The sequence below is a fragment of the Nocardia spongicola genome, assembly GCF_047200775.1.
GTDB lineage: Bacteria > Actinomycetota > Actinomycetes > Mycobacteriales > Mycobacteriaceae > Nocardia.
In genome coordinates, this window is sequence record NZ_JBJZOO010000004.1 from 34,128 (window position 1) to 52,575 (window position 18,448).

At 63.6% G+C, this 18,448-nt stretch carries 18 protein-coding genes; 6 read left to right on the top strand and 12 right to left on the bottom strand.

The features are described from left to right. Positions 1-14: 14 nt before the first annotated feature. The 4 genes from brxD (at position 15) to ACL02S_RS10290 (ending at position 6,646) form a co-directional block, all read left to right on the top strand. Entirely contained in the window at positions 15-1,322 is a 1,308-nt protein-coding gene (gene brxD, locus ACL02S_RS10275) for a BREX system ATP-binding protein BrxD (protein WP_412802465.1), read from the top strand. Further along, positions 1,319-3,526, top strand: a complete 2,208-nt coding sequence (locus tag ACL02S_RS10280; protein ID WP_412802128.1) for a DEAD/DEAH box helicase — start codon at positions 1,319-1,321, stop codon at positions 3,524-3,526. Before brxD ends, ACL02S_RS10280 begins: the two co-directional genes overlap by 4 nt. A gap of 304 nt (positions 3,527-3,830) precedes the next feature. Next, the gene (locus tag ACL02S_RS10285) at positions 3,831-5,633 is read left to right on the top strand and encodes a GmrSD restriction endonuclease domain-containing protein (RefSeq protein ID WP_412802129.1); all 1,803 of its coding nucleotides are present in this window, start codon (positions 3,831-3,833) and stop codon (positions 5,631-5,633) included. Continuing rightward, positions 5,630-6,646 (top strand): CBS domain-containing protein, encoded by a 1,017-nt coding sequence (locus ACL02S_RS10290; RefSeq protein ID WP_412802130.1) that lies wholly within the window; start codon positions 5,630-5,632, stop codon positions 6,644-6,646. Before ACL02S_RS10285 ends, ACL02S_RS10290 begins: the two co-directional genes overlap by 4 nt. 63 nt (positions 6,647-6,709) lie before the next feature. On the opposite strand, the gene ACL02S_RS10295 is transcribed toward ACL02S_RS10290, so the two are convergent. Next, the gene (locus tag ACL02S_RS10295) at positions 6,710-7,120 is read right to left on the bottom strand and encodes a DUF2628 domain-containing protein (protein ID WP_412802131.1); all 411 of its coding nucleotides are present in this window, start codon (positions 7,118-7,120) and stop codon (positions 6,710-6,712) included. Positions 7,121-7,164: 44 nt separating this feature from the next. Beyond that, entirely contained in the window at positions 7,165-7,686 is a 522-nt protein-coding gene (locus ACL02S_RS10300; protein WP_412802132.1) for a hypothetical protein, read from the bottom strand. A gap of 157 nt (positions 7,687-7,843) precedes the next feature. On the opposite strand from ACL02S_RS10300, the gene ACL02S_RS10305 reads away from it, so the two are divergent. Together ACL02S_RS10305 and ACL02S_RS10310 are read left to right on the top strand one after the other, a co-directional pair. Next, a complete protein-coding gene (locus ACL02S_RS10305; RefSeq protein WP_412802133.1) occupies positions 7,844-8,056 on the top strand; it encodes a hypothetical protein in 213 nt (70 codons plus the stop codon). Between the two features lie 130 nt (positions 8,057-8,186). After that, entirely contained in the window at positions 8,187-8,390 is a 204-nt protein-coding gene (locus ACL02S_RS10310) for a GMC oxidoreductase (protein WP_412802134.1), read from the top strand. Positions 8,391-8,678: 288 nt separating this feature from the next. Here ACL02S_RS10310 and ACL02S_RS10315 read toward each other — a convergent pair whose 3' ends face one another. The 10 genes from ACL02S_RS10315 to ACL02S_RS10360 form a co-directional block, all read right to left on the bottom strand. Beyond that, positions 8,679-9,239 carry a hypothetical protein gene (locus ACL02S_RS10315; protein WP_412802135.1) on the bottom strand — a complete coding sequence of 187 codons (561 nt, stop codon included), beginning with the start codon at positions 9,237-9,239 and terminating at the stop codon, positions 8,679-8,681. A gap of 137 nt (positions 9,240-9,376) precedes the next feature. After that, on the bottom strand, positions 9,377-11,683 hold the full coding sequence (locus tag ACL02S_RS10320; protein ID WP_412802136.1) for a TPR repeat domain-containing protein: 2,307 nt from the start codon (positions 11,681-11,683) through the stop codon (positions 9,377-9,379). Further along, positions 11,683-11,991 (bottom strand): hypothetical protein, encoded by a 309-nt coding sequence (locus ACL02S_RS10325; protein WP_412802137.1) that lies wholly within the window; start codon positions 11,989-11,991, stop codon positions 11,683-11,685. Before ACL02S_RS10325 ends, ACL02S_RS10320 begins: the two co-directional genes overlap by 1 nt. A gap of 183 nt (positions 11,992-12,174) precedes the next feature. Further along, positions 12,175-12,945 (bottom strand): ESX secretion-associated protein EspG, encoded by a 771-nt coding sequence (locus ACL02S_RS10330; protein ID WP_412802138.1) that lies wholly within the window; start codon positions 12,943-12,945, stop codon positions 12,175-12,177. A 79-nt stretch (positions 12,946-13,024) separates the two neighbouring features. Further along, entirely contained in the window at positions 13,025-14,299 is a 1,275-nt protein-coding gene (locus tag ACL02S_RS10335) for a WXG100 family type VII secretion target (protein ID WP_412802139.1), read from the bottom strand. Next, a complete protein-coding gene (locus tag ACL02S_RS10340; RefSeq protein WP_412802140.1) occupies positions 14,296-14,799 on the bottom strand; it encodes a hypothetical protein in 504 nt (167 codons plus the stop codon). The genes ACL02S_RS10335 and ACL02S_RS10340 overlap by 4 nt, the downstream gene beginning before the upstream one ends. A 39-nt stretch (positions 14,800-14,838) precedes the next feature. Continuing rightward, entirely contained in the window at positions 14,839-15,417 is a 579-nt protein-coding gene (locus tag ACL02S_RS10345) for a DUF3558 domain-containing protein (RefSeq protein WP_412802141.1), read from the bottom strand. Positions 15,418-15,673: 256 nt separating this feature from the next. After that, positions 15,674-16,207: a DUF3145 domain-containing protein gene (locus ACL02S_RS10350; RefSeq protein ID WP_412802466.1), complete on the bottom strand. Its 534-nt coding sequence runs from the start codon at positions 16,205-16,207 to the stop codon at positions 15,674-15,676. A gap of 94 nt (positions 16,208-16,301) precedes the next feature. Continuing rightward, on the bottom strand, positions 16,302-17,135 hold the full coding sequence (locus tag ACL02S_RS10355; protein WP_412802142.1) for a serine hydrolase domain-containing protein: 834 nt from the start codon (positions 17,133-17,135) through the stop codon (positions 16,302-16,304). A gap of 161 nt (positions 17,136-17,296) precedes the next feature. Further along, entirely contained in the window at positions 17,297-18,427 is a 1,131-nt protein-coding gene (locus ACL02S_RS10360) for an NDMA-dependent alcohol dehydrogenase (RefSeq protein WP_412802143.1), read from the bottom strand. Between the last annotated feature and the right edge of the window lie 21 nt (positions 18,428-18,448).

An 18,448-nucleotide genomic window follows, 5' to 3' on the forward strand; every position in this document is an offset into this window, starting at 1 on the left:
GGCCGGTGAGTACTGTGCAGCCGCTCTCGGTGAGTACGGCCCGCCGCAGGGCCGTGATCGATGCCCTGCGGCGCGGCGCTGTCCCCGACAGCGGGCTCGATCTGCTCGCCACCGGGCTCGATCGGTTCGAATCTGCGCTGGACGCCGAACTCGACGCCGTCGCGGCAGGTGGCGGGGTCTTCAAGGCGGTGCGCGGGGAATACGGATCGGGTAAGACGTTCTTCTCCCGCTGGCTCGGCGAGCGGGCCAAACGCCGCAATTTCGCCGTCGCGGAAGTACAGATCTCCGAAACGGAGACGCCGCTGCACAAACTGGAAACGGTCTATCGCAGGCTCACCGAACGGCTCGGCACGTCCAGCTTTCCGCCCAGTGCGCTGCGGCAGGTGATCGACGCCTGGTTCTACGCCCTGGAGGAAGACGCCATCGCGGCAGGCGCCGCCGAGAACGATCTGACCGCGGCCGTCGATCAACTCATGGCCGCACGATTGGCCGAAGTCTCCCGACACGCGCCGTCGTTCGCGGCGGCCGTGCGCGGCTACCGGACCGCCGTACTCGGTGGCGACGAGGCCACCGCGGCAGCGGTGCTGGCCTGGCTCGGCGGACAGCCGAATGTCGCCGCCGCCGCCCGCCGAGCCGCAGGGGTGCGCGGTGACCTCGACCATTTCGGCGCCCTCGGCTTCCTCCAGGGTCTGCTGACAGTATTGCGCGATTCCGGCCACCGAGGTCTGCTGGTCGTGCTCGACGAGGTGGAGACCCTGCAGCGGGTGCGCTCCGATGCGCGGGACAAGGCGCTCAACGCACTACGCCAGCTCATCGACGAGGTGTATTCCGGCCGCTTCCCCGGTATGTATCTACTGATCACCGGCACCCCCGCCTTCTTCGACGGGCAGCAGGGCGTACAACGGCTGCCACCGCTGGCGCAGCGGCTGGCCACCGATTTCACCACCGACGCGCGGTTCGACAACCCGCGTGCGGTGCAGGTGCGCCTGCCCGGATTCAGCCTCGATTCGCTCACCACGCTCGGGATCACCATTCGCGATCTGTATGCCGAGGGCAGCGCGGACGGCACCAGGGTGTCTACCGTGGCCGACGATGCGTACATCGCCGATCTGGCGCGGGCGGTGACCGGGTCGCTCGGCGGCAAGGTCGGCGTCGCGCCGCGGCTGTTTCTCAAGAAACTGGTCGGCGATGTGCTCGACCGCATCGATCAGTTCCCCGATTTCGATCCCCGACAGCACTATCGGCTCACTGTCGGCTCCACCGAATTGACCGATACCGAGCGCAATATCGTCAGCGCCGACGATATCGACCTGGATCTGTGAGCGATCCGGCCGCGGCTCGGATCGAGGCAGTAGTCGATCCGATCGACCGGCTCGACCAGGTGATCGTCCATCACCTCGTCAACACCCTTGGCTGGCCCGACCTGCGCCCGCTGCAAAAAGCATCGATCGAGCCGCTGCTGCGCGGCACGGACGCGATCCTGCTCGCGCCCACCGCGGGCGGTAAAACCGAGGCCGCGTGCTTCCCGTTGCTCACCGCGATGACCAGGGACGACTGGCGTGGGGTTTCGGTGCTGTATCTGTGTCCGCTCAAAGCTCTGCTGAACAACCTCGTCACCAGAGTCGATGGCTACGCGCAGTGGGTTGGCCGCCGGGCCGCGCTGTGGCACGGCGATATCGGCGAATCCCAGCGCAACCGCATCCGCCGCGAACCGCCCGATATTCTGCTGACCACCCCGGAATCATTGGAAGCCATGTTGATCGGGGTGAAAACCGAGCACGACGAACTACTCGGCGGCATTCGGGCGGTCGTCGTCGACGAGGTGCACGCCTTCGCGGGCGACGATCGCGGCTGGCATCTGCTCGCCGTACTGGAGCGCCTGCACCGGGTGGCCGGACGGCCGATCCAGCGAGTGGGTTTGTCTGCGACCATCGGCAATCCCCGCGCCCTGCTGACCTGGCTGCAGGGCTCCGGCGCCGGGAAACGGTCCGGCACGGTCATCGCGCCGGATCTTCCGATACCCGCAGGTACCGCCGAATCATTGTCGGACTCGCCTGCGCCGCGGATCTTCCCTGCCCGTACCACCGCACCACGCCCACCCGGCGAGGTGGAACTGGACTACGTCGGCTCACTCGACAATGCCGCCACCGTGATCGCCGCCATGCACCGTGGCGAAAAACGGCTCGTCTTCTGCGATTCCCGCCGCCAGGTGGAACAGTTGGGTGCGGCCCTGCGGGCACGCGCGGTCACAGTGTTCCTCTCGCACGCCTCCCTGTCCGCCGACGAACGCGCCCGCGCCGAACAGGCCTTCGCCGAAGCCCGCGACTGCGTGATCGTCTCGACCTCAACCCTCGAACTCGGCATCGACGTCGGCGATCTGGATCGCGTCATCCAGATCGACGCCCCTGCCACCGTGGCATCGTTCCTGCAACGCATCGGCCGCACCGGACGCAGACCAGGCAGCACCCGCAACTGCCTGTTCCTTGCCACCGGCACCGATGCCATGATCCAGGCCGCCGGATTACTGCTGCTGTGGCAGCGCGGCTGGGTCGAGCCTGTCACCGCGCCGGCACAACCCCGTCACCTCGTCGCCCAGCAACTGCTCGCGGTCACCCTGCAGCACGGCACACTGGGCGATCAGCTCTGGTGGCGGGAATGGAACGGGCTGCCGCCCTTCGACCGATCCGCCGAACCGATACTGGCACATCTGATCACCGCCGGATACCTCGACTCCGACCAGGGTCTGCTGTTCATCGGCCCCGAAGCCGACAAACGCTTCGGCAGCAGGCATTTCCTCGAACTCACCGCCTCGTTCACCGCGCCACCACAGTTCACCGTGCTCGCCGGACGACAGGAGATCGGCCGGACCGACTCCTCGGTCCTGACCGACAACCGGCCCGGCCCCCGGCTCCTGCTGCTCGCTGGCCGCAGCTGGCGGGTCACTTACATCGACTGGAAACGGCGGCGGGCCTTCGTCGAACCTGCCGAGGGCGGCGGAATCGCGAAATGGTCGAGTACGGGTGTTCGCGGCCTGTCCGCCGAACTGACCCGCGCGATGCGCGCGGTGCTGCTCGGCGAGGACCCCGAGGTATTACTGACCCGGCGCGCCCGGCGCGCACTCACCGAGGAGCGCGCCCACCGCGGCGGAACAGTCACCGCCGACGCCACGCTGATCACCGCAGCTACCGGTGGCGCCCGCTGGTGGACCTGGGCCGGCTACCGCGCGAACGCCACCCTCGCGGCGACCCTCGACGCCGTCGCGGCTCCGGACCAACGCCCCACCGACTTCGCGGTCCGGCTCCGAGACGACCTGACACCCCAGATGTGGCGGGCGGCAATCCGCTCCGTCGACCCCGAACGACTCACCCTGCCCGGCATCGATCCCAGGGCCGCCGCCGGACTCGAGTTCTCCGCACTGCTGCCCGAACACCTGGCGATGGCAAGCGTCGCCGCCCGGCTCGCCGACATACCCACCGCCAGAGCCGTGCTGACCGAACCGACCAGGTGGCGTGGCAATTCACCGTGACAGGGTCGCGACCCCGATACCCGGAGATCGCTGCACCCGGGCCGTGGCGGCAACTCTCCCAGCCTGGCGTATCCGCGGCGATGGCCGAGGTGGCCGAGCTGCCCGTCCCGGATGCCGCCGAAGTGGAGTCGGCCGGGCTGATTCCAGAGATTCCCAGCTCATATGCAGAGACACCGAGCGGCACAGCACCGATATCCCGAAGAAACCAACCGGTCTTGCACTCGAGTAGTATGCACCGCAGGATCTGTTGTGGTATCAGGTATTACGCCCGCACACCAGTCGACCGCTCTCAGGGGGACACATCGTGGCACTCGACAGTCCGAAGCTGCAGGATGTTCTGAAGCAGATCAGGGCAGGCGCTATGCAGCTTCCGGACTTCCAGCGCGACTGGAAATGGGACGACCAACGCATCCGCGAGCTGATCGCCACTATCACCCTCGACTACCCCATGGGGGTGGTGATGACCTTGGAGACCGGCGGCAAATCCCCGTTCCGAGCCCGCCCGCTCACCGGGGCCGAAACCGCGCAGCCGACGGAACCCGACCTGTTGCTCCTCGACGGGCAGCAACGCCTCACATCGCTCTTCCAGGCGCTCTATATGGATGTCCCTGTTCGTACCACCGACGCTCGCGGCAATGAACTGCACCGGTGGTACTACATCGACATCGAGAAGGCCGTCGGCCCTTCGGCGGATCGCGATGACGCCATCGTCTCGGTGCCACCCGACCGGCAGGTGCGCGCCAAATCCACCCGCACTGTCGAGCTCGACCTCACCGATACCGAATCCGAGTGCCGTGCCAAGCATTTCCCGCTCAACATCGTCTTCGACACCGATCGGGTACATACCTGGATGCGCGAGTTCGTGAAGCTCGACGATGCCAATTGGTCTCTGTGGTCGAGTTTCGACCAGGCGGTGCTGCAGAAGGTCCGCTCGTTTCTCATCCCGATGATCCGGCTCGAAGCTGCCACCACGCCTGATGCGGTGTGCTCGGTTTTCGAGCGGGTCAACACCAACGGCGTACCGCTCAATGTGTTCGAGCTGCTCACCGCCACCTATGCCGGTGACCGTGACTACGAGAGCCGCCACTCGGATTACTACCGGCTGCCCGATATCTGGTTGGACATCAAAAAAGATCTCACGACATCCTTCCCTGTGCTCGGGCAACCGGAAATCAACTTGGAGAACGGTCTCAGCAGTGCTGACTTCTTGCAAGCAGTCGCGCTGGTGTACACATGGGAACGCAAACAGCACGGCCACACCGCATCAGTGTCGTGCAAGCGTCGCGATCTGCTGAACCTGCCGCTGCCGGACTTCGACCGCCTCGCTCCCCGGTTACGCACGGCCTTCGCCTGGGTCGGCGAATTCCTCACTCGGCAGTGCATCGTCCACCCCACCGACCTCCCCTACCGGACACAACTCATGCCGCTGGCTGCTGTCCAGGCGATCCTTGGCGATCGCATGGACGATCCGGTTGTGCTGAGCCGGATCACGCGCTGGTACTGGTGCGGGGTTCTCGGCGAGATGTACAGCGGGTCAACCGAGAGTCGAATTCCGCGTGATGTGGAGCAACTGATCGAATGGGCGCGACCGGATGGCCGCACTCCCGATACAGTCGCCGAAGCAGTCTTCCTCGAGGATCGGCTCGATACCCTCAGTACCCGGAACAGTGCCGCTTACAAGGGGATCTACGCTCTGCTGGTCAAGCAGGGCGCGGTCGATTGGTACTACCACCACGAACCCCTGGCTCCGAGTACGATGCTGCAGAATGCGGTCGACATCCGCCAGATCTTCCCCAAAAACTGGTGCGCCCGCAACAAAATCCCTGCTTCGAAAGCGAATTCGATCGTCAACAAAACCATGCTCTCCCATCGGGCCAGTCGCAACCTGCTCGGATCGCCGAGTTCCTACCTCCCCGTGCTCGCCGGCGAATCCGGAACCCGAGACGAATGGTTCGACGATATCGTCGCAACACATCTGATCGATCCCGCCGATCTGCGTACCGATGATTTCGATAGGTTCTACGTCAATCGTTCCCGGCAGTTACTGCGACTGGTGGAAAACGCCATGGGCAAGGGAACTCTCTTCCGAGAGCCGACAGCACGGTGACCGCGCCGGAAACCCCGACGCCCGAAGATATCGAGAAACTGCGGGGCACTGATCCGACAGTATCGGAGCTGCTCGCGTTCTTCGGCTTTCGTTACCGCAATTTCGAGTCCGTACCGATGATCGGTGCGGCACTCGCGAACGCCGGGCTCACCACCGAGCCCTCGTTCATCACCTGCGGACACAATGCGACCGTACGGATCATCGATCTCGACGAGACCGCGGCGAACTCGACGAAGGACGCGAAGGAAACCGAGGAACCGGACACCCTACCGACACGCCCTTTCCTCGTCAGCGATATCCCTTCCGCCACAGCTGGTTTGACCTCGGTCACCTCCGCGCACACGCTCACCTATGCGCTACACCTGATGCAGACCGAGAACTACTCCCAGATACCTGTCATCGATGGTAAGTCCAGCCTCAAGGGAGTAGTCACCTGGAAATCGGTCGCCATCATGTGTCTGAAATCCGAGGAACCTACGCTCACCAATGCCATGCAAAATCCGCATACCGTAGAACTCCATCAGGACTTGTTTCGAGAACTCTCCGACCTCTGCGAATACGGGTATCTCCTGGTGCGTAACAGCGACGGCGAATTGAACGGAATCATCACCACCACGGATATCACCAACCGCTTCCACGAAACGGCTCTTCCGTTCTTCCTGGTGGGTAAAATCGAACTCCAGTTGCGCTCCTGCCTCGGTGCACGACTCACCCCCGACGCCATACGCGCAGTCCAAGGGAGGAACAAGACCGGAGATATCAGCGACCTGATGTTCGGTGACTATCTCAAACTATTGCGTCCGAACAATCAGAACGCATCGTTCGATGCCGCTGCGGCAGCGAATTGGCAGGCGCTCGGCTGGCGTAGTATCGACCGAACCAGCTTCATCGATCATCTCACCCGAGTGAAGAACATACGCAACAATATCGCCCATTTCGACGCGAAGCCCCCGAGTGTGGCGGATATCGAAGATCTCCAGAAGTTCTCGACACTGCTCAATATACTGAACTAGCGGTCGTCTCCGCATGTGAGGGCGAGAGGCGACCGGCTGGAGGTGCGCTCTTCCGAAAGCCGTTCAACGAGCGGAGCGGCCGAAACCTTCGAATAGATTCCAGGAGTGGCTGTTCTGGACGACATGGAGGTAGTAAGCATAGTTCGCGGTACTCATCGCCAGACCGGCGACACCGAATCCGACGATCCGGATCCAGGTATCGGACAGGCCTGCGATTGCGATCACCGCACCGGCCGCGACACCTATACCGAACAGCGTCAACCCTTTGCGCCACATGCCCTTCACGAAGAAGTAGATCGGCCCGAACAGAAAGGCGAGGAAGTTCGAGTTCAACATGATCCGCTTACCGATCGGTAATGCTCGGTACGCCTCTCGGGCCGCCGGAGTGGACCCGGGGATCCCGTAGGCGTCGTAGAAAGCGAAGCGCTCCTGCCAGCGAGGCGACAGCTCAGGGGATGTAGACAAATCCGACATGGATGTACGATATACGACGGCCTCCGGCAATCGGAGCGTCCGGTCTATACGCAGGCCTTGATCGCCGCGTCGCTCGCCTCATCGTACCGTTCCCAGGCTTCCACAAATATGTCCACATCGACGGACCTGATTACCAAACTGTTCATTTCGTCGGCAAAATCTTTTGTGGCCGCGATGTATTCGACAAATACGGAGTTCTTTTCGGCGGCAACGTCGTTCACACGCAGGGCTCCCTCGACGCTGTTGCCTGTGTCGCTGAGAGCGGCTCCCGCGTTACGGGCAGCGGCTTCCACGGCTTCGCGATCGGCTTGCTCGTCGAGGCGACGTTCAAAGGTGTCGATCTTGAAATCGATCTCCATCGCTCCGGCGACGAGCGGTGCGCAGACCATACCGAGCGCGGCGGCCGCTCTGGACGACGACGCTGCGCTGGATGAGCTGGCGACCGAGGAGCGATGTGCGGCGAGGTCCGTGTCATTGACGGTGGCCCGGCCACTCACAGCATGTGTGCATCCCACAGTGATGAGCCCGCCCCCAACGGCCATCGCGGCCAAGATCAGACCGGCCACACGCGCATTCAACAGCAGACCCCTCCGAGATCGGTGACCGAGATGAACTTACCGGACCGAACGAGAAGTAGCCATCCCGCGCTCTCGGCAGTTCGCCAACAGGTTGACGAACCTGCGACCACGTTTTCACCACACGGGTCGGGCCAGAGAGGTGACCATGGAACTCACCGAGCGACAACGCCATACGCTGGGGCTGATCTGCGATACGTTCCTCCCGGAGCAGGGCGAGCAACCCCGGGCGACCGACCTCGGCACCGTCGACGTAGTCGCCGAGCTGCTCGGCCGTAATCCGCGGGCAACCGAGCGCCGCGCGTTTCTTCGTTTGCTCGATATCTGGGACTCACGCGCATTCGCCCTGAGCATCGGGTGAGGCTGCGGGCGCCCGAAGGATCTACACCGGTCATCAATCGACGGCGGTCCATGAGCCCGCGCGGCCCGGCACCAGGGACGACTTCTTCACGCAATGTCGCACCACCGGATACGGTCCTGGGTGCTGCGCGATGGGTGCTCTGCACATCATGGGCTCGGCCAGGATGTGCGGTTCACCGAAGATATCGACGACCGATCCGGACGGTGCCACCTGGAAGGTAACGAATCTCGTTGTGGCCGAAGGCTCCTGCTTCCCGACCTCGTCGAGGGTGAACCCGATGATCTCGATCGCCTATATGAACGCGACGCGGCTGGCGAGCCGGCTCGGCCGTTAGCGCGGACGGGTGGTCGGATCGCGCTCGGACAGTCGGAGTGCGGCTGTGCGCACAGCCCGCCGACCGTGCGTCACCGACGGTAGTCGAATGGTGGTCGAACAGGGCTGTGATGCCGCCAAAACACTCCGCTCGTCCGCTTCGAACATCGCCGACCGGTATGAATGTCTGAGATCGTGCCCTCACCGCACAGTATTCTCGTCATCCCGGATTCGTCGTATCACGTTTCCAATCAAGGTAATGAAAAGCTCAGTGCTGCATTGATATGCATACCAGATGGATCGTGTGCAATCAGCGCGTCGGGGTCGGTGTCGTCGGATCCGGCATTTTCTGGATGAACGGGTCCGGTTTGAACGCCTCACATACCTGCGCCATGGCTTCTTTTGTCATCTTCAAATCGATGCCGTTATCCACCCACAACCACCGCGGGCCATCCGGCACGGATCCGTCCGCGGCCGGGCGGTCGGTCCATTGAACCTGCGGGCGAAGTAGCGAGTATGGGAATGGGTCGCTCGCTTCAGGACCGAGGGTTCTGCCATCATTGAACATCGCGTACTGCCCCGGCGTGTCGTATACGCATATGGTCACTTCAACAATTCCGTCAACTAGTTCCCTAGCACCGACCGCCCGCTGTGTCAGCCCCCCGGTATCGTCGACGAACCCGGACGATCGCCATGGGTCGAGACGCTTATCGGCTTCCGGTGCTATTTTTCTGCGGTATCTCGGGCGAACACTGTCCGCCTCCCTGGGATCGAGCATACGAAGATCCTCGACCGACATCTCCAGCGCAAACTGTGTCGCTGACAAAAGCCTTCCCTCCAAGGGCACCGCTACCTCGGTATAGAACTGCACGGGCGGGTACGGGGAAGATCTCATCGTAGTCGTGGTGGCACTGACGGCATCATTATTCATGTCTTGCCGGGCGCAAGAAATAGACATCGCTACCGCAAGAATCGTAACAGCGACTACCGACGTCGATGACATACGAATCATTCGTCATCCTCCTGGTCCTTCTGGTCGACCAGGCGATTGGCATACGACTGTTCATAGTCTTTGACATACTGAGAAAGTTTATGGTCCTCCAGGAAGTCATTGAACACCCGAAGCATTTGAGAATTGCTATTGATGCTACGGATATCGACAGGCCCCTCGGGGGTATGCAGTTCAGACGGAAGGGTGCCCGCCCCATACGCGGCATTCAATATAGACTGGTGCGCGTTGTCTACGGCTTCGGGAACCAGGTTCGCTTTATCGGGCAGTTCCATGTACTCGTATTCAGGCTTACCGAGCCATTCCTGAACTTTGCCCTCCATGAGCTCACCAGGGTCCACACCGGTCATTCCGGTCACCCTGCCCACACCGGGGACCTTGCCTGCCAATTCGTTGGTGACTTCACCCGCGATCGTCGCACCGACCATCTTCGCCCGGTGCAAGGCATCGGTCGGATTCAGCGCTTCCTCACCCTTTAGTTGGTCCTGGTGGACCAGTGCGTCGGAGATCGCTTGGTCGATACGGCCCTGCAGCGTCCCCGCGTCGCTCGCCGCAAGTGCGTTGGGTACCTTCTCCGGAGATTTCTGCAATATCTCGGTGAGTTCTTCGATACGTCTCTGTTCGGCCGCGGCTGTAAGAGTGAGCCTGCCTTCTTCGGAGTACCCACCCAGTTGCAATAGCCGATTCGCTTCCGAGGCGCGGAGTTCGACCCGACCGTCGTCCAGGACAATACTCTCCCCATAGCCCGCGAACCGGCCCGGCGTACTCACTGCGTCGAGATTCGCGGCGAGTGCCTTGCTCACCGACGTCGCGAGTTCCGGGCTGTTGGCGAATCCCTCTTTCTGGTTCTCCCAGACATCCTCCGAGGCGAGTACCTCACCCATCTCGACAAATGCCGCGCGTCCACGGTGGCCGCGCGGGTCATCGGGCGGTAGCTGCGATTCCTCGGTGATGCGGTCGATGAGGGTCGCGGCGCCACGTCCCTTATCGGATTCCGACCAGTCGTAACCAGTCAGTGCTCGTACCGTCTCTTTCGAGTCGTAGCCCTCCGGCATACCCTCGCCGGTCCAGATCCTGTGCGCGGCATCGTTGTTGCGTCCGGCGAATTCCGCAAGGCCGCCTGCGGTGCCGTCGTACCGGCTCTGGCTGATATCGGTGAAGTACCTGCCTCCATCAGGGTTCTCAACCATATCCGCTGCCTTGAGGTACATCTGTGTACCCAGCTCGGCGCCCGGTTGGTAGCCGGGGTCGGCCTGGTTGACGAGGGACGCCAGTTGCGAGGCTTCCTCCAGGTGCACCTGCTTCGCCCACGCAGGCCCGTGTTCCTTCGCACCCGGCCAGGAATCGTCCGATACCCGTGCCTCGAGGAGTTCGCGGATATCCTGAGGCACCGCCTGATAGCTGCCCGCGTCGAGAAGTCTTCCATCGGAACCACGCCCGGTGCCGATATCTTCGTTGCTGATGATCGCGAGCCCGTTGGCCAAGGAGTCCCGCTGTGCTGCGGCAACAGTGTTGCCTGCCTCCTCCTGAACTCGCAGATGCTCGCTCAATGCGAGGACACCCTCTTTGCCCGCGGAGTTGTAGAACTGGCGGTAATAGTCCTGAACTTCCTCGGGAAGCGAATCGACCTCGCCCCCTTCGGCGAGGACTTTCAGCTCGGCGTCCGTCAATGGATGCGGAGGCAATTGGCTTGCGATCCGATCCAGAACAGCGGGATCACGCATGGACACAGGTGCGTCGGCCCAGTCCGCCATGGCCTGACCGTCTTGTTGTCCGAGCCGCCCGGTCTCGTCCTCAGCGGCTGAGACGTCGAGACCCGACCCGAGGAGATCACCTGCTGAACGAACGATATCGGCCTGGGTGGTGATGCGGCGGGCGACATCGGACACAGCGTCGTTCAGCGCGAAATACGCGCTGTTGATCAGCCCTTGGTGGGCATCGACGGTTTCTTCGGATGAACCGGATACCCGCCAATCGTCGGCGACCGTCAGCGCGGCGCCTTCCGCATCGGCGACCTTGCCGAGGAGCACCGTACGATACGACACGAGCGTGGCGACGGCTTGGACCAATACCTCCGCCAGGTCCTCCACCTCCACGGTCAATTTGCGCCCCTGATCGTGGTCTTCGAGCACTCGATCGTAGGCCGCGTTGTATGCCGCGCCGGACCAGTCGTCGCGCACGTCGGTGAAGTGTTTCTTCGCTTTGTCGAGGTGCTGCAGGCAATCACCGTTCTTCTCGACCAGCGTTGCGGCCCAGTGCTCGAGCGCACCGAGGTCCCACTTGTCCACCTGTGATCGGGTAGGCATCAGCGCCTCCCCACCGGGATCACATCGATCGCGTTCATCCTGCGGGCGAATTCGGCATCGGTGGTGTCGAGATCATCGGCGCACTCCTCGGTGAGCGCCGATACTTTGCGCATGCGCCCGGCGACCCGGAGATACGCGCCCTCGACGAGTTCACTCGCCTGCGCACAAACCTGCGGAATCGTGCATCCGGGCAAAGCATCGGCGAGCAGACCAGCCCCCGTGCGAACATCGATATCGTCGACATCCTTACCGATACCGTCGAGCACCGACGCGAGCTTGTTCAGCTGGTCGATATCAGCCTTCAGCATGCACCCCCCTGACCTCATCGATCGATCTGTTGCGGCTGGGATCGCAACCCGCACGACCGCGATAGATCAAGCACAGTCCTCCTGGGCAAGCCCATGATCTATCCGGCGCACTACTGAACCGAAGCTATTCGGTTTCCCGATAAGCTGTCAAACCTCGTAGCTCGGCACCTGCGGACGAGCACCTCACCACAGGGCATCCTCGTCATCTCGGATTTGTCGCAGCGCGCGGTCGATCCAGGTATCGAACAGCGCCGCCAGATCATGGGGACTGGTCGGGCGGACCGAGATGTTCCGGCCGGTGAGTTCGGTATACCGGCCGTCGTCGGTGATGTCGTACCACTGCACCGTGTGCGCAGGCTCTGGACGGTGCAATAGCGGCCCGATCAGCAGCCCGGCCGCACCGCCGCCGTCGGCCTGGCGATGCACCAGCCGCTGGTACTGCTCATACGGGGTGCAGCGGGCTGCGCTGTGCCGGTGACCGCCCTGCTGCGGACGAAGATCGTCGGCATGGAAGGTCGCCTGCGGCTCGGCGCCTGGCGCGCAGGCGGGGATCGACCGCACGAGGAATGCCGCCAGCGATTCCGGCCGGAACAAACGCACCCTGATCGGCCCGTCCTGCTCGCCGAGGACAGTTTGCGACAGCACGACCGCGTGATCGTAGGTGCGAGCCCCGACGACGCGATACTCCTTCACCTCGCCGGTCCCGCTCTTGTGCTTGCGGGTACCACCGAGGATTTCGATCCTCAGCTGCGAAGCAGACAGTGTGTGCAGTGCGAGCTCGATTTCCTCCAGCTCATCGGACGAGTAGCCTGCCCGCACCTCGGTGCGATGGGTGGTGAAGTCGTTTTCGTGGGTGAAGCGACTGCGGTAGTTCAGTGGACGCGGGAATCGGTCATTCGCGTCGCTGTACCACAGGGCAGCGAAATCCTCGCTATCCCAGTTCCATTCACGCATCGGTATCCGTTCGAATCGGCCTCCGTTCAGCGGGCACACCAGCGCTGCGAGCTCCTGATCCGCGCGGAGGGAAGGTTGCTCAGCGTTCGGTTCGCTGCTGGGGCGGTGCGTCCCAATCGCCGCCGATCACCCCATCGGGCAGTGCTTTCGGCAGTTCGCCGATCAGTTCATCGGCGTTGTCCTGGTTGATGAGATAGTCCGGGATCGTGCGCGTGGAGTCCTCATCGGATTTGCCGCGCCCGGCAGCGGGCGCACCGTAACCGTGGGGGCCTGCGGAGCCACGCCCCGGTGTCGACGCCGCCGTGGTCGATGCAGCGGCGGCAGCACCGGATTTCGGGCCCAACGCGGCCGGTGGACCCGATACACCGCGACCCGAACCGCCGGGATTACCGCCCGCTCCACCGAAGGCTCCGGGAACACGGGTACCCGGCATCCCGGTGCGGGTTGGGGCCGGTGTCGCGCCGGTCGGACCGGAACCAGCCGGACCCGCACCAGTCGGGCCTGCGGGCGAATCCCTGGTGAATTTATTCGGATCGGTTCTTGCCGAACCTGTTTCAGTAGAGCCCGCACCGGCCGGGGTGGTAGCGGAATCGCTCGCCGAAGCCACTGTCCGCTCTGGCACAGGTTGATCGGATCCGGACTGGTCGGATGCCGACCGATCCGACAAGGACTGCTCGCCGGATAGCTCCGGGGAACGGTTCGGATCGCCGGAATCGACGCCGGACGGATCGGAGACAGCAGGCGCAGGCGAGGAACCGGACCCGCCGGAAAGGGCCGGACCGTAGCCTGGACCGCCGGGCTGTCCGATATCCAGGGGATCGGCCGGGTCCACCGGTATCGGCAATACCGGAATCCGAGTGTCCAGTCCGAGGAATGGCTGCACATAGTGGGCCCGCATCACGTCCTGGGCCTGCTCGGCCCGCTCCTTGATGACATCGTCCCGTGCGATGCCGACCCACGGCCAGGAATCCTTATGCCACCACGGCTTCTCGTCCGGAACCTCGGGAATGGCGTTTCTGGTGGTGAGGACGTTCTCGGCCGCGTCGAACACCAGGCTGCTCAACCGGGTCATCGGATCGATCAACTCCTGTGCGGCAGCGGCATAGCGGGTGACGGCATCGAGCGCCGCGTCGGCGGCCGGTCCTTCCCACGCACCGGCGATGGATTTCCGGATGCTGGACGAGAAGACCTCGACACCGGCCTCCCATTCGGCGGACAGATCGCTGTACTTCCCGGCGATACCGAAGGACTCGGTCGGTTGCAGCGGGTCGAACGCATCCTTGATCTCCCGATGCGCGAACTGCTTCACCCATTCCCCGCCGTCACTGATTCGCGGCGCCTCGTTCCCACTCATGATCCAGCCCTCGGCACCGCCGCGGCCACCTCGGGCTGCCCCTTCCCCGGCTCGCTCCGCGCCGGATCGATCGGGGCCGGCTGCTCGGGCAACCGAGCCAGCAGATCTTGCACCCGAGCCGCGAACTCACTGTCGGCCTGCATATATCGCTGACAGATCTCCCGGTGCAATGTCTGGATGCCCTCGACGATCTGGTAATGCTTTTCCAGCACCGCGTGCACGCTGTTGTCCGACCCCTTCGCCTTCTCCCGGAACCGCCCGACCAGCGTCTGCGCCGAAGTCAACCGCGGATTGTCCTCACCGAGGCCCCACCCGCCGTTCTCGATATCCGCAATCTCCTTCGCCTTACTCTGCATAGCCTGGATCAAGTCCATGAATCGCTGGCAGTCACGGTCGATGTAGACGAAATCTTCCGGCTCCACCCGCAGCCCCAAACGGCCCTCCCTGGCCTCGGTGATCAGATTCGCCAACGGCCCCGCCGCCGTACCTTCCGCACTCATCTCGCTCGTCCCTCCCTGATCGATCTCGGTGTCCCGGACTCATACCCCCGCAGGCAACACCTGCGCGACCTTCTCCGCCAACGTACGAGCCAACTGACAGGTGTCGAGATGCCCCGTATGCCGGCGAGAAGGCGGATTGTCGAGGAACACTTCGAGGCTGCCACCGATCATCTCGACATTGACCACACACGTTTCACTGGGCTTGGAACCGCGCCGCGTGGAAATCGCCGCACGACCCGCGAGCGTGAACTCTTGCGGATCTACAAGGCCCCGACTACGGACATATGGGATCGTCACATTTGTCACCTTGACACTGGCCGCATACCCATTGGACTGTACCCAGGCACACCCACGCCATCTGGTTCCCCCTGGACCGTCATAATCCGCCCGATTCGGCACGACAGCCGCATGCAACCGCTCCGAATCCAGTACGCTCTGCGGCACATCCGTACAAGGATCGAACCCCTTCGGCACCTGCACCAGCAACCCCGACTCGGTCACCGTTCTCGGCACCGCCGACCACTTCGGATCATCCTCCGCCGAAGACCCGCAACCAGCCGACGCCACTCCCACGATCAGACCGGCTGCCACAACGAAAACTTTCGCAGTCCCGCGCATCGATCCCCCTCATACCATCAGCCGTTCTCGCGAACTATATCCCAATTCCCATAGCTCCTCCCCTGGCTGAGCCCGTGGAGCTTGTCCTGTCGCTAGGCGGCAGAAGGGGCCATCCCGGCCCTGGCAGCGACGTTCACCGCACCGACGCAGTCCGCGTTTGCCGTGAATACACACGCCACCGGGCAGCAGACAGCGCCGACCCACATCCGGCTGAATACGCGGTGCCGCCACCGGTATCCGCCGCGCGGCCCGCGCACTACCCGACGTCGCGCCGCAGCCAGGTGACCTCGGCGCCCGATTCCGCTCCATAACGGTAGATTTCGAGGTCTTCGTCCCAGGCGGTGCCGAGAGCGCGGTCGATTTCGGCGGCCAGATCGTAACCGGAGCACTCGCCGAGTTCGCGGTTGGCTTGCAGCATGGCGCGCAGGCGCATCTCGCCGAGCACGGTATCGCCGTTGGCGCTGGTCGACCCGTGCCAGAGACCGAGACCGGGGACGAAGGTGTAGCGTTCGCCGTCCACGCCGTCGCTGGGATCTTCGGTCACTTCGAATCGCAATACCGGCCAGGAGCGCAACGCTTTGGCGATCCGGGAGGCGGTACCGACCGGGCCGATCCATTCGCTGTCGGCCCGCAGGTGGCCATCGGCCGGTTGTGCCGTCCACCGCAGTTTCGCCGGGGCGCCGAGAGCCGAAGTCAGCGCCCACTCGATATGCGGGCACAGCGCGGCAGGCGACGAGTGAATGTAGACCACACCCGCCGCCACGTCCGCGAACTGACTCGATGCGCGCACTACCAACACCTCCAGCTTCGACGAGAGCGTCTTCCCCAACGACTCATCGAACTGCTGTTACTCGAGTGTACTGGAGTGGCCGAAGGGACACGTGTTACCCGGCGATCGTGTCGCGTGTATCCGCTGCCTCCGCGATCACGGCATCGCTGAACGGTGGCCAGGTCGCTCGTGCCCAATCGCCGAAATTCTCGTCGCTCAACGCGAGACACGCCAAGTCCACGCTCGGGTCGACCCACAAAAAAGTTCCGGACTGGCCGAAATGACCATAGGTACTCGGCGAATTCGCGCTTCCGGTCCAGTGTGGCGTCTTGCCGTCACGGATCTCGAAGCCGAGCCCCCAGTCGTTCGGGCGCTGCGAGCCGTAGCCGGGCAATACCCCGGAGCAACCGGGGAACTGGACCGAGGTGGCCTCGGCGTGGGTTTGCGTGGAGATCAACCGCGGGCGCAGCAACTCGGCGGCGAAGCGGGCGAGATCCGTCGCGGTAGAGCGTCCCGCGTGCCCGGCAGGGCCGGTCAGCGCCGAGGCCGTCATACCGAGCGGCTGGAATACCGCCTCCCGCAGATATTCGGCGAACTCGATCCCGCTCTGTTCGGCGACGAACTCGGCGAGTACCTCGAAGCCCGCGCTGGAGTAGATCCGCCGGGCGCCGGGTTCGGCCTGCACATCGGTGGTGTCGAAGGCGAGCCCGGAGGTATGCGCCAGCAGATGACGCACGGTGGCGCCGGGCGGGCCTGCGGGCTGGTCCAGTTCGACCGCGCCCTCCTCCACCGCGATCAGCACCGCATAAGCCACCAGCGGCTTGGTCACCGAAGCGAGCGGGAATACCCGGTCGACATCGCCTTCCATCGCGATACCACCGTCGGCGGTGACCACCGCGGCCGCCGCATGCCGAACCGGCCATTCCCGAATCTGTTCGAGTGAGCGCACGATGCAAGCCTACGAGACCCGTGCGGTGCGGACTGCCCCACCGTGACCGATAAACCACCACTGCGGTGTTCATCAGGGACCGAACGCCGCGGTTGCGCTCGATGCGGCGAGTCCGGCCGGGCCGATCGAACCGATCGCCCGCCGAACCCGAATGGACCGGTCTACCAGTCGGCTTCGGTGTACTTGATGATGCCGCGAATATTCTTGCTGTCCAGCATGTCCTGGTAACCCTGGTTGACTTCCTCCAGGGAGTAGGTACGGGTGACCATGTCATCCAGATTGAGCTGACCGGACTTGTACAGCCGGAGCAGGTGCGGTGCGTCCTGACGGGCATTGCCGCCACCGAAGATGCAGCCCTTCACCGTCTTCTGCAGCATGCACATGAGGAAACTGTTCAGCTTGACGTCGTTCTCGTCCATCCGCCCCATCGAGGTGACCACGAGGGTGCCCGTCTTGGCGGTGAGGATCAAGCCCTCTTCGATGTACTCGCCATGCATCTCACCCATGGTGAGGATGACCTTCTCGGCCATCCGCCCCTCGGTGGCGTCCATCAGCGGCAGGATCGCGGCGTTCATGCTCTCGTAGGTGTGCGTGGCGCCGAATTTCTGTGCCTGTTCCCGCTTCCACGGATTCGGGTCGACGGCAACGACTTTCGAGGCCCCGGACAGTACCGCGCCCTGCAGGGCACTCATACCGACACCACCGATACCCGCGATGACCACGGTATCCCCCGGAGACACCTGGGCGACATGGGTGGCCGAGCCGAAGCCGGTCGGCACCCCGCAGCCCACCAGACAGGCCACCTCGAACGGAATGCTCGGATCGATCTTCACCACCGAGGTGTGATGCACCGTCATATACGGGGCGAAGGTACCGAGCAGGCAGATCGGGATGACATTCTGGCCGCGCGCCTGGATGCGGAAGGTGCCGTCACTGATGGACTGGCCGAGCAACAGCCCCGCGCCCAGATCGCACAACGCCATATGCCCGGCGACGCACGCCGGGCAGCGGCCACAGGCCGGGATGAACGACAGGATCACATGATCGCCGATCTGCAGATCGGGCGGGCAGTTGGGACCGAGTTTGGTGATCACACCGGCGCCCTCGTGCCCACCCATCACGGGGAAGGCAGGCATCGGGGTCGCACCGGTCACGATGTGATGGTCGGAGTGGCACATACCGGCGGTCTCCAGCCGGATCTGCACCTCACCGGCGACCGGATCACCGATCTCGATCTCCTCCACCGACCACGGTTGGTCGATCCCCCACAGGATCGCACCCTTTGTCTTCATTCCTGTCGACCCTCTCGCATG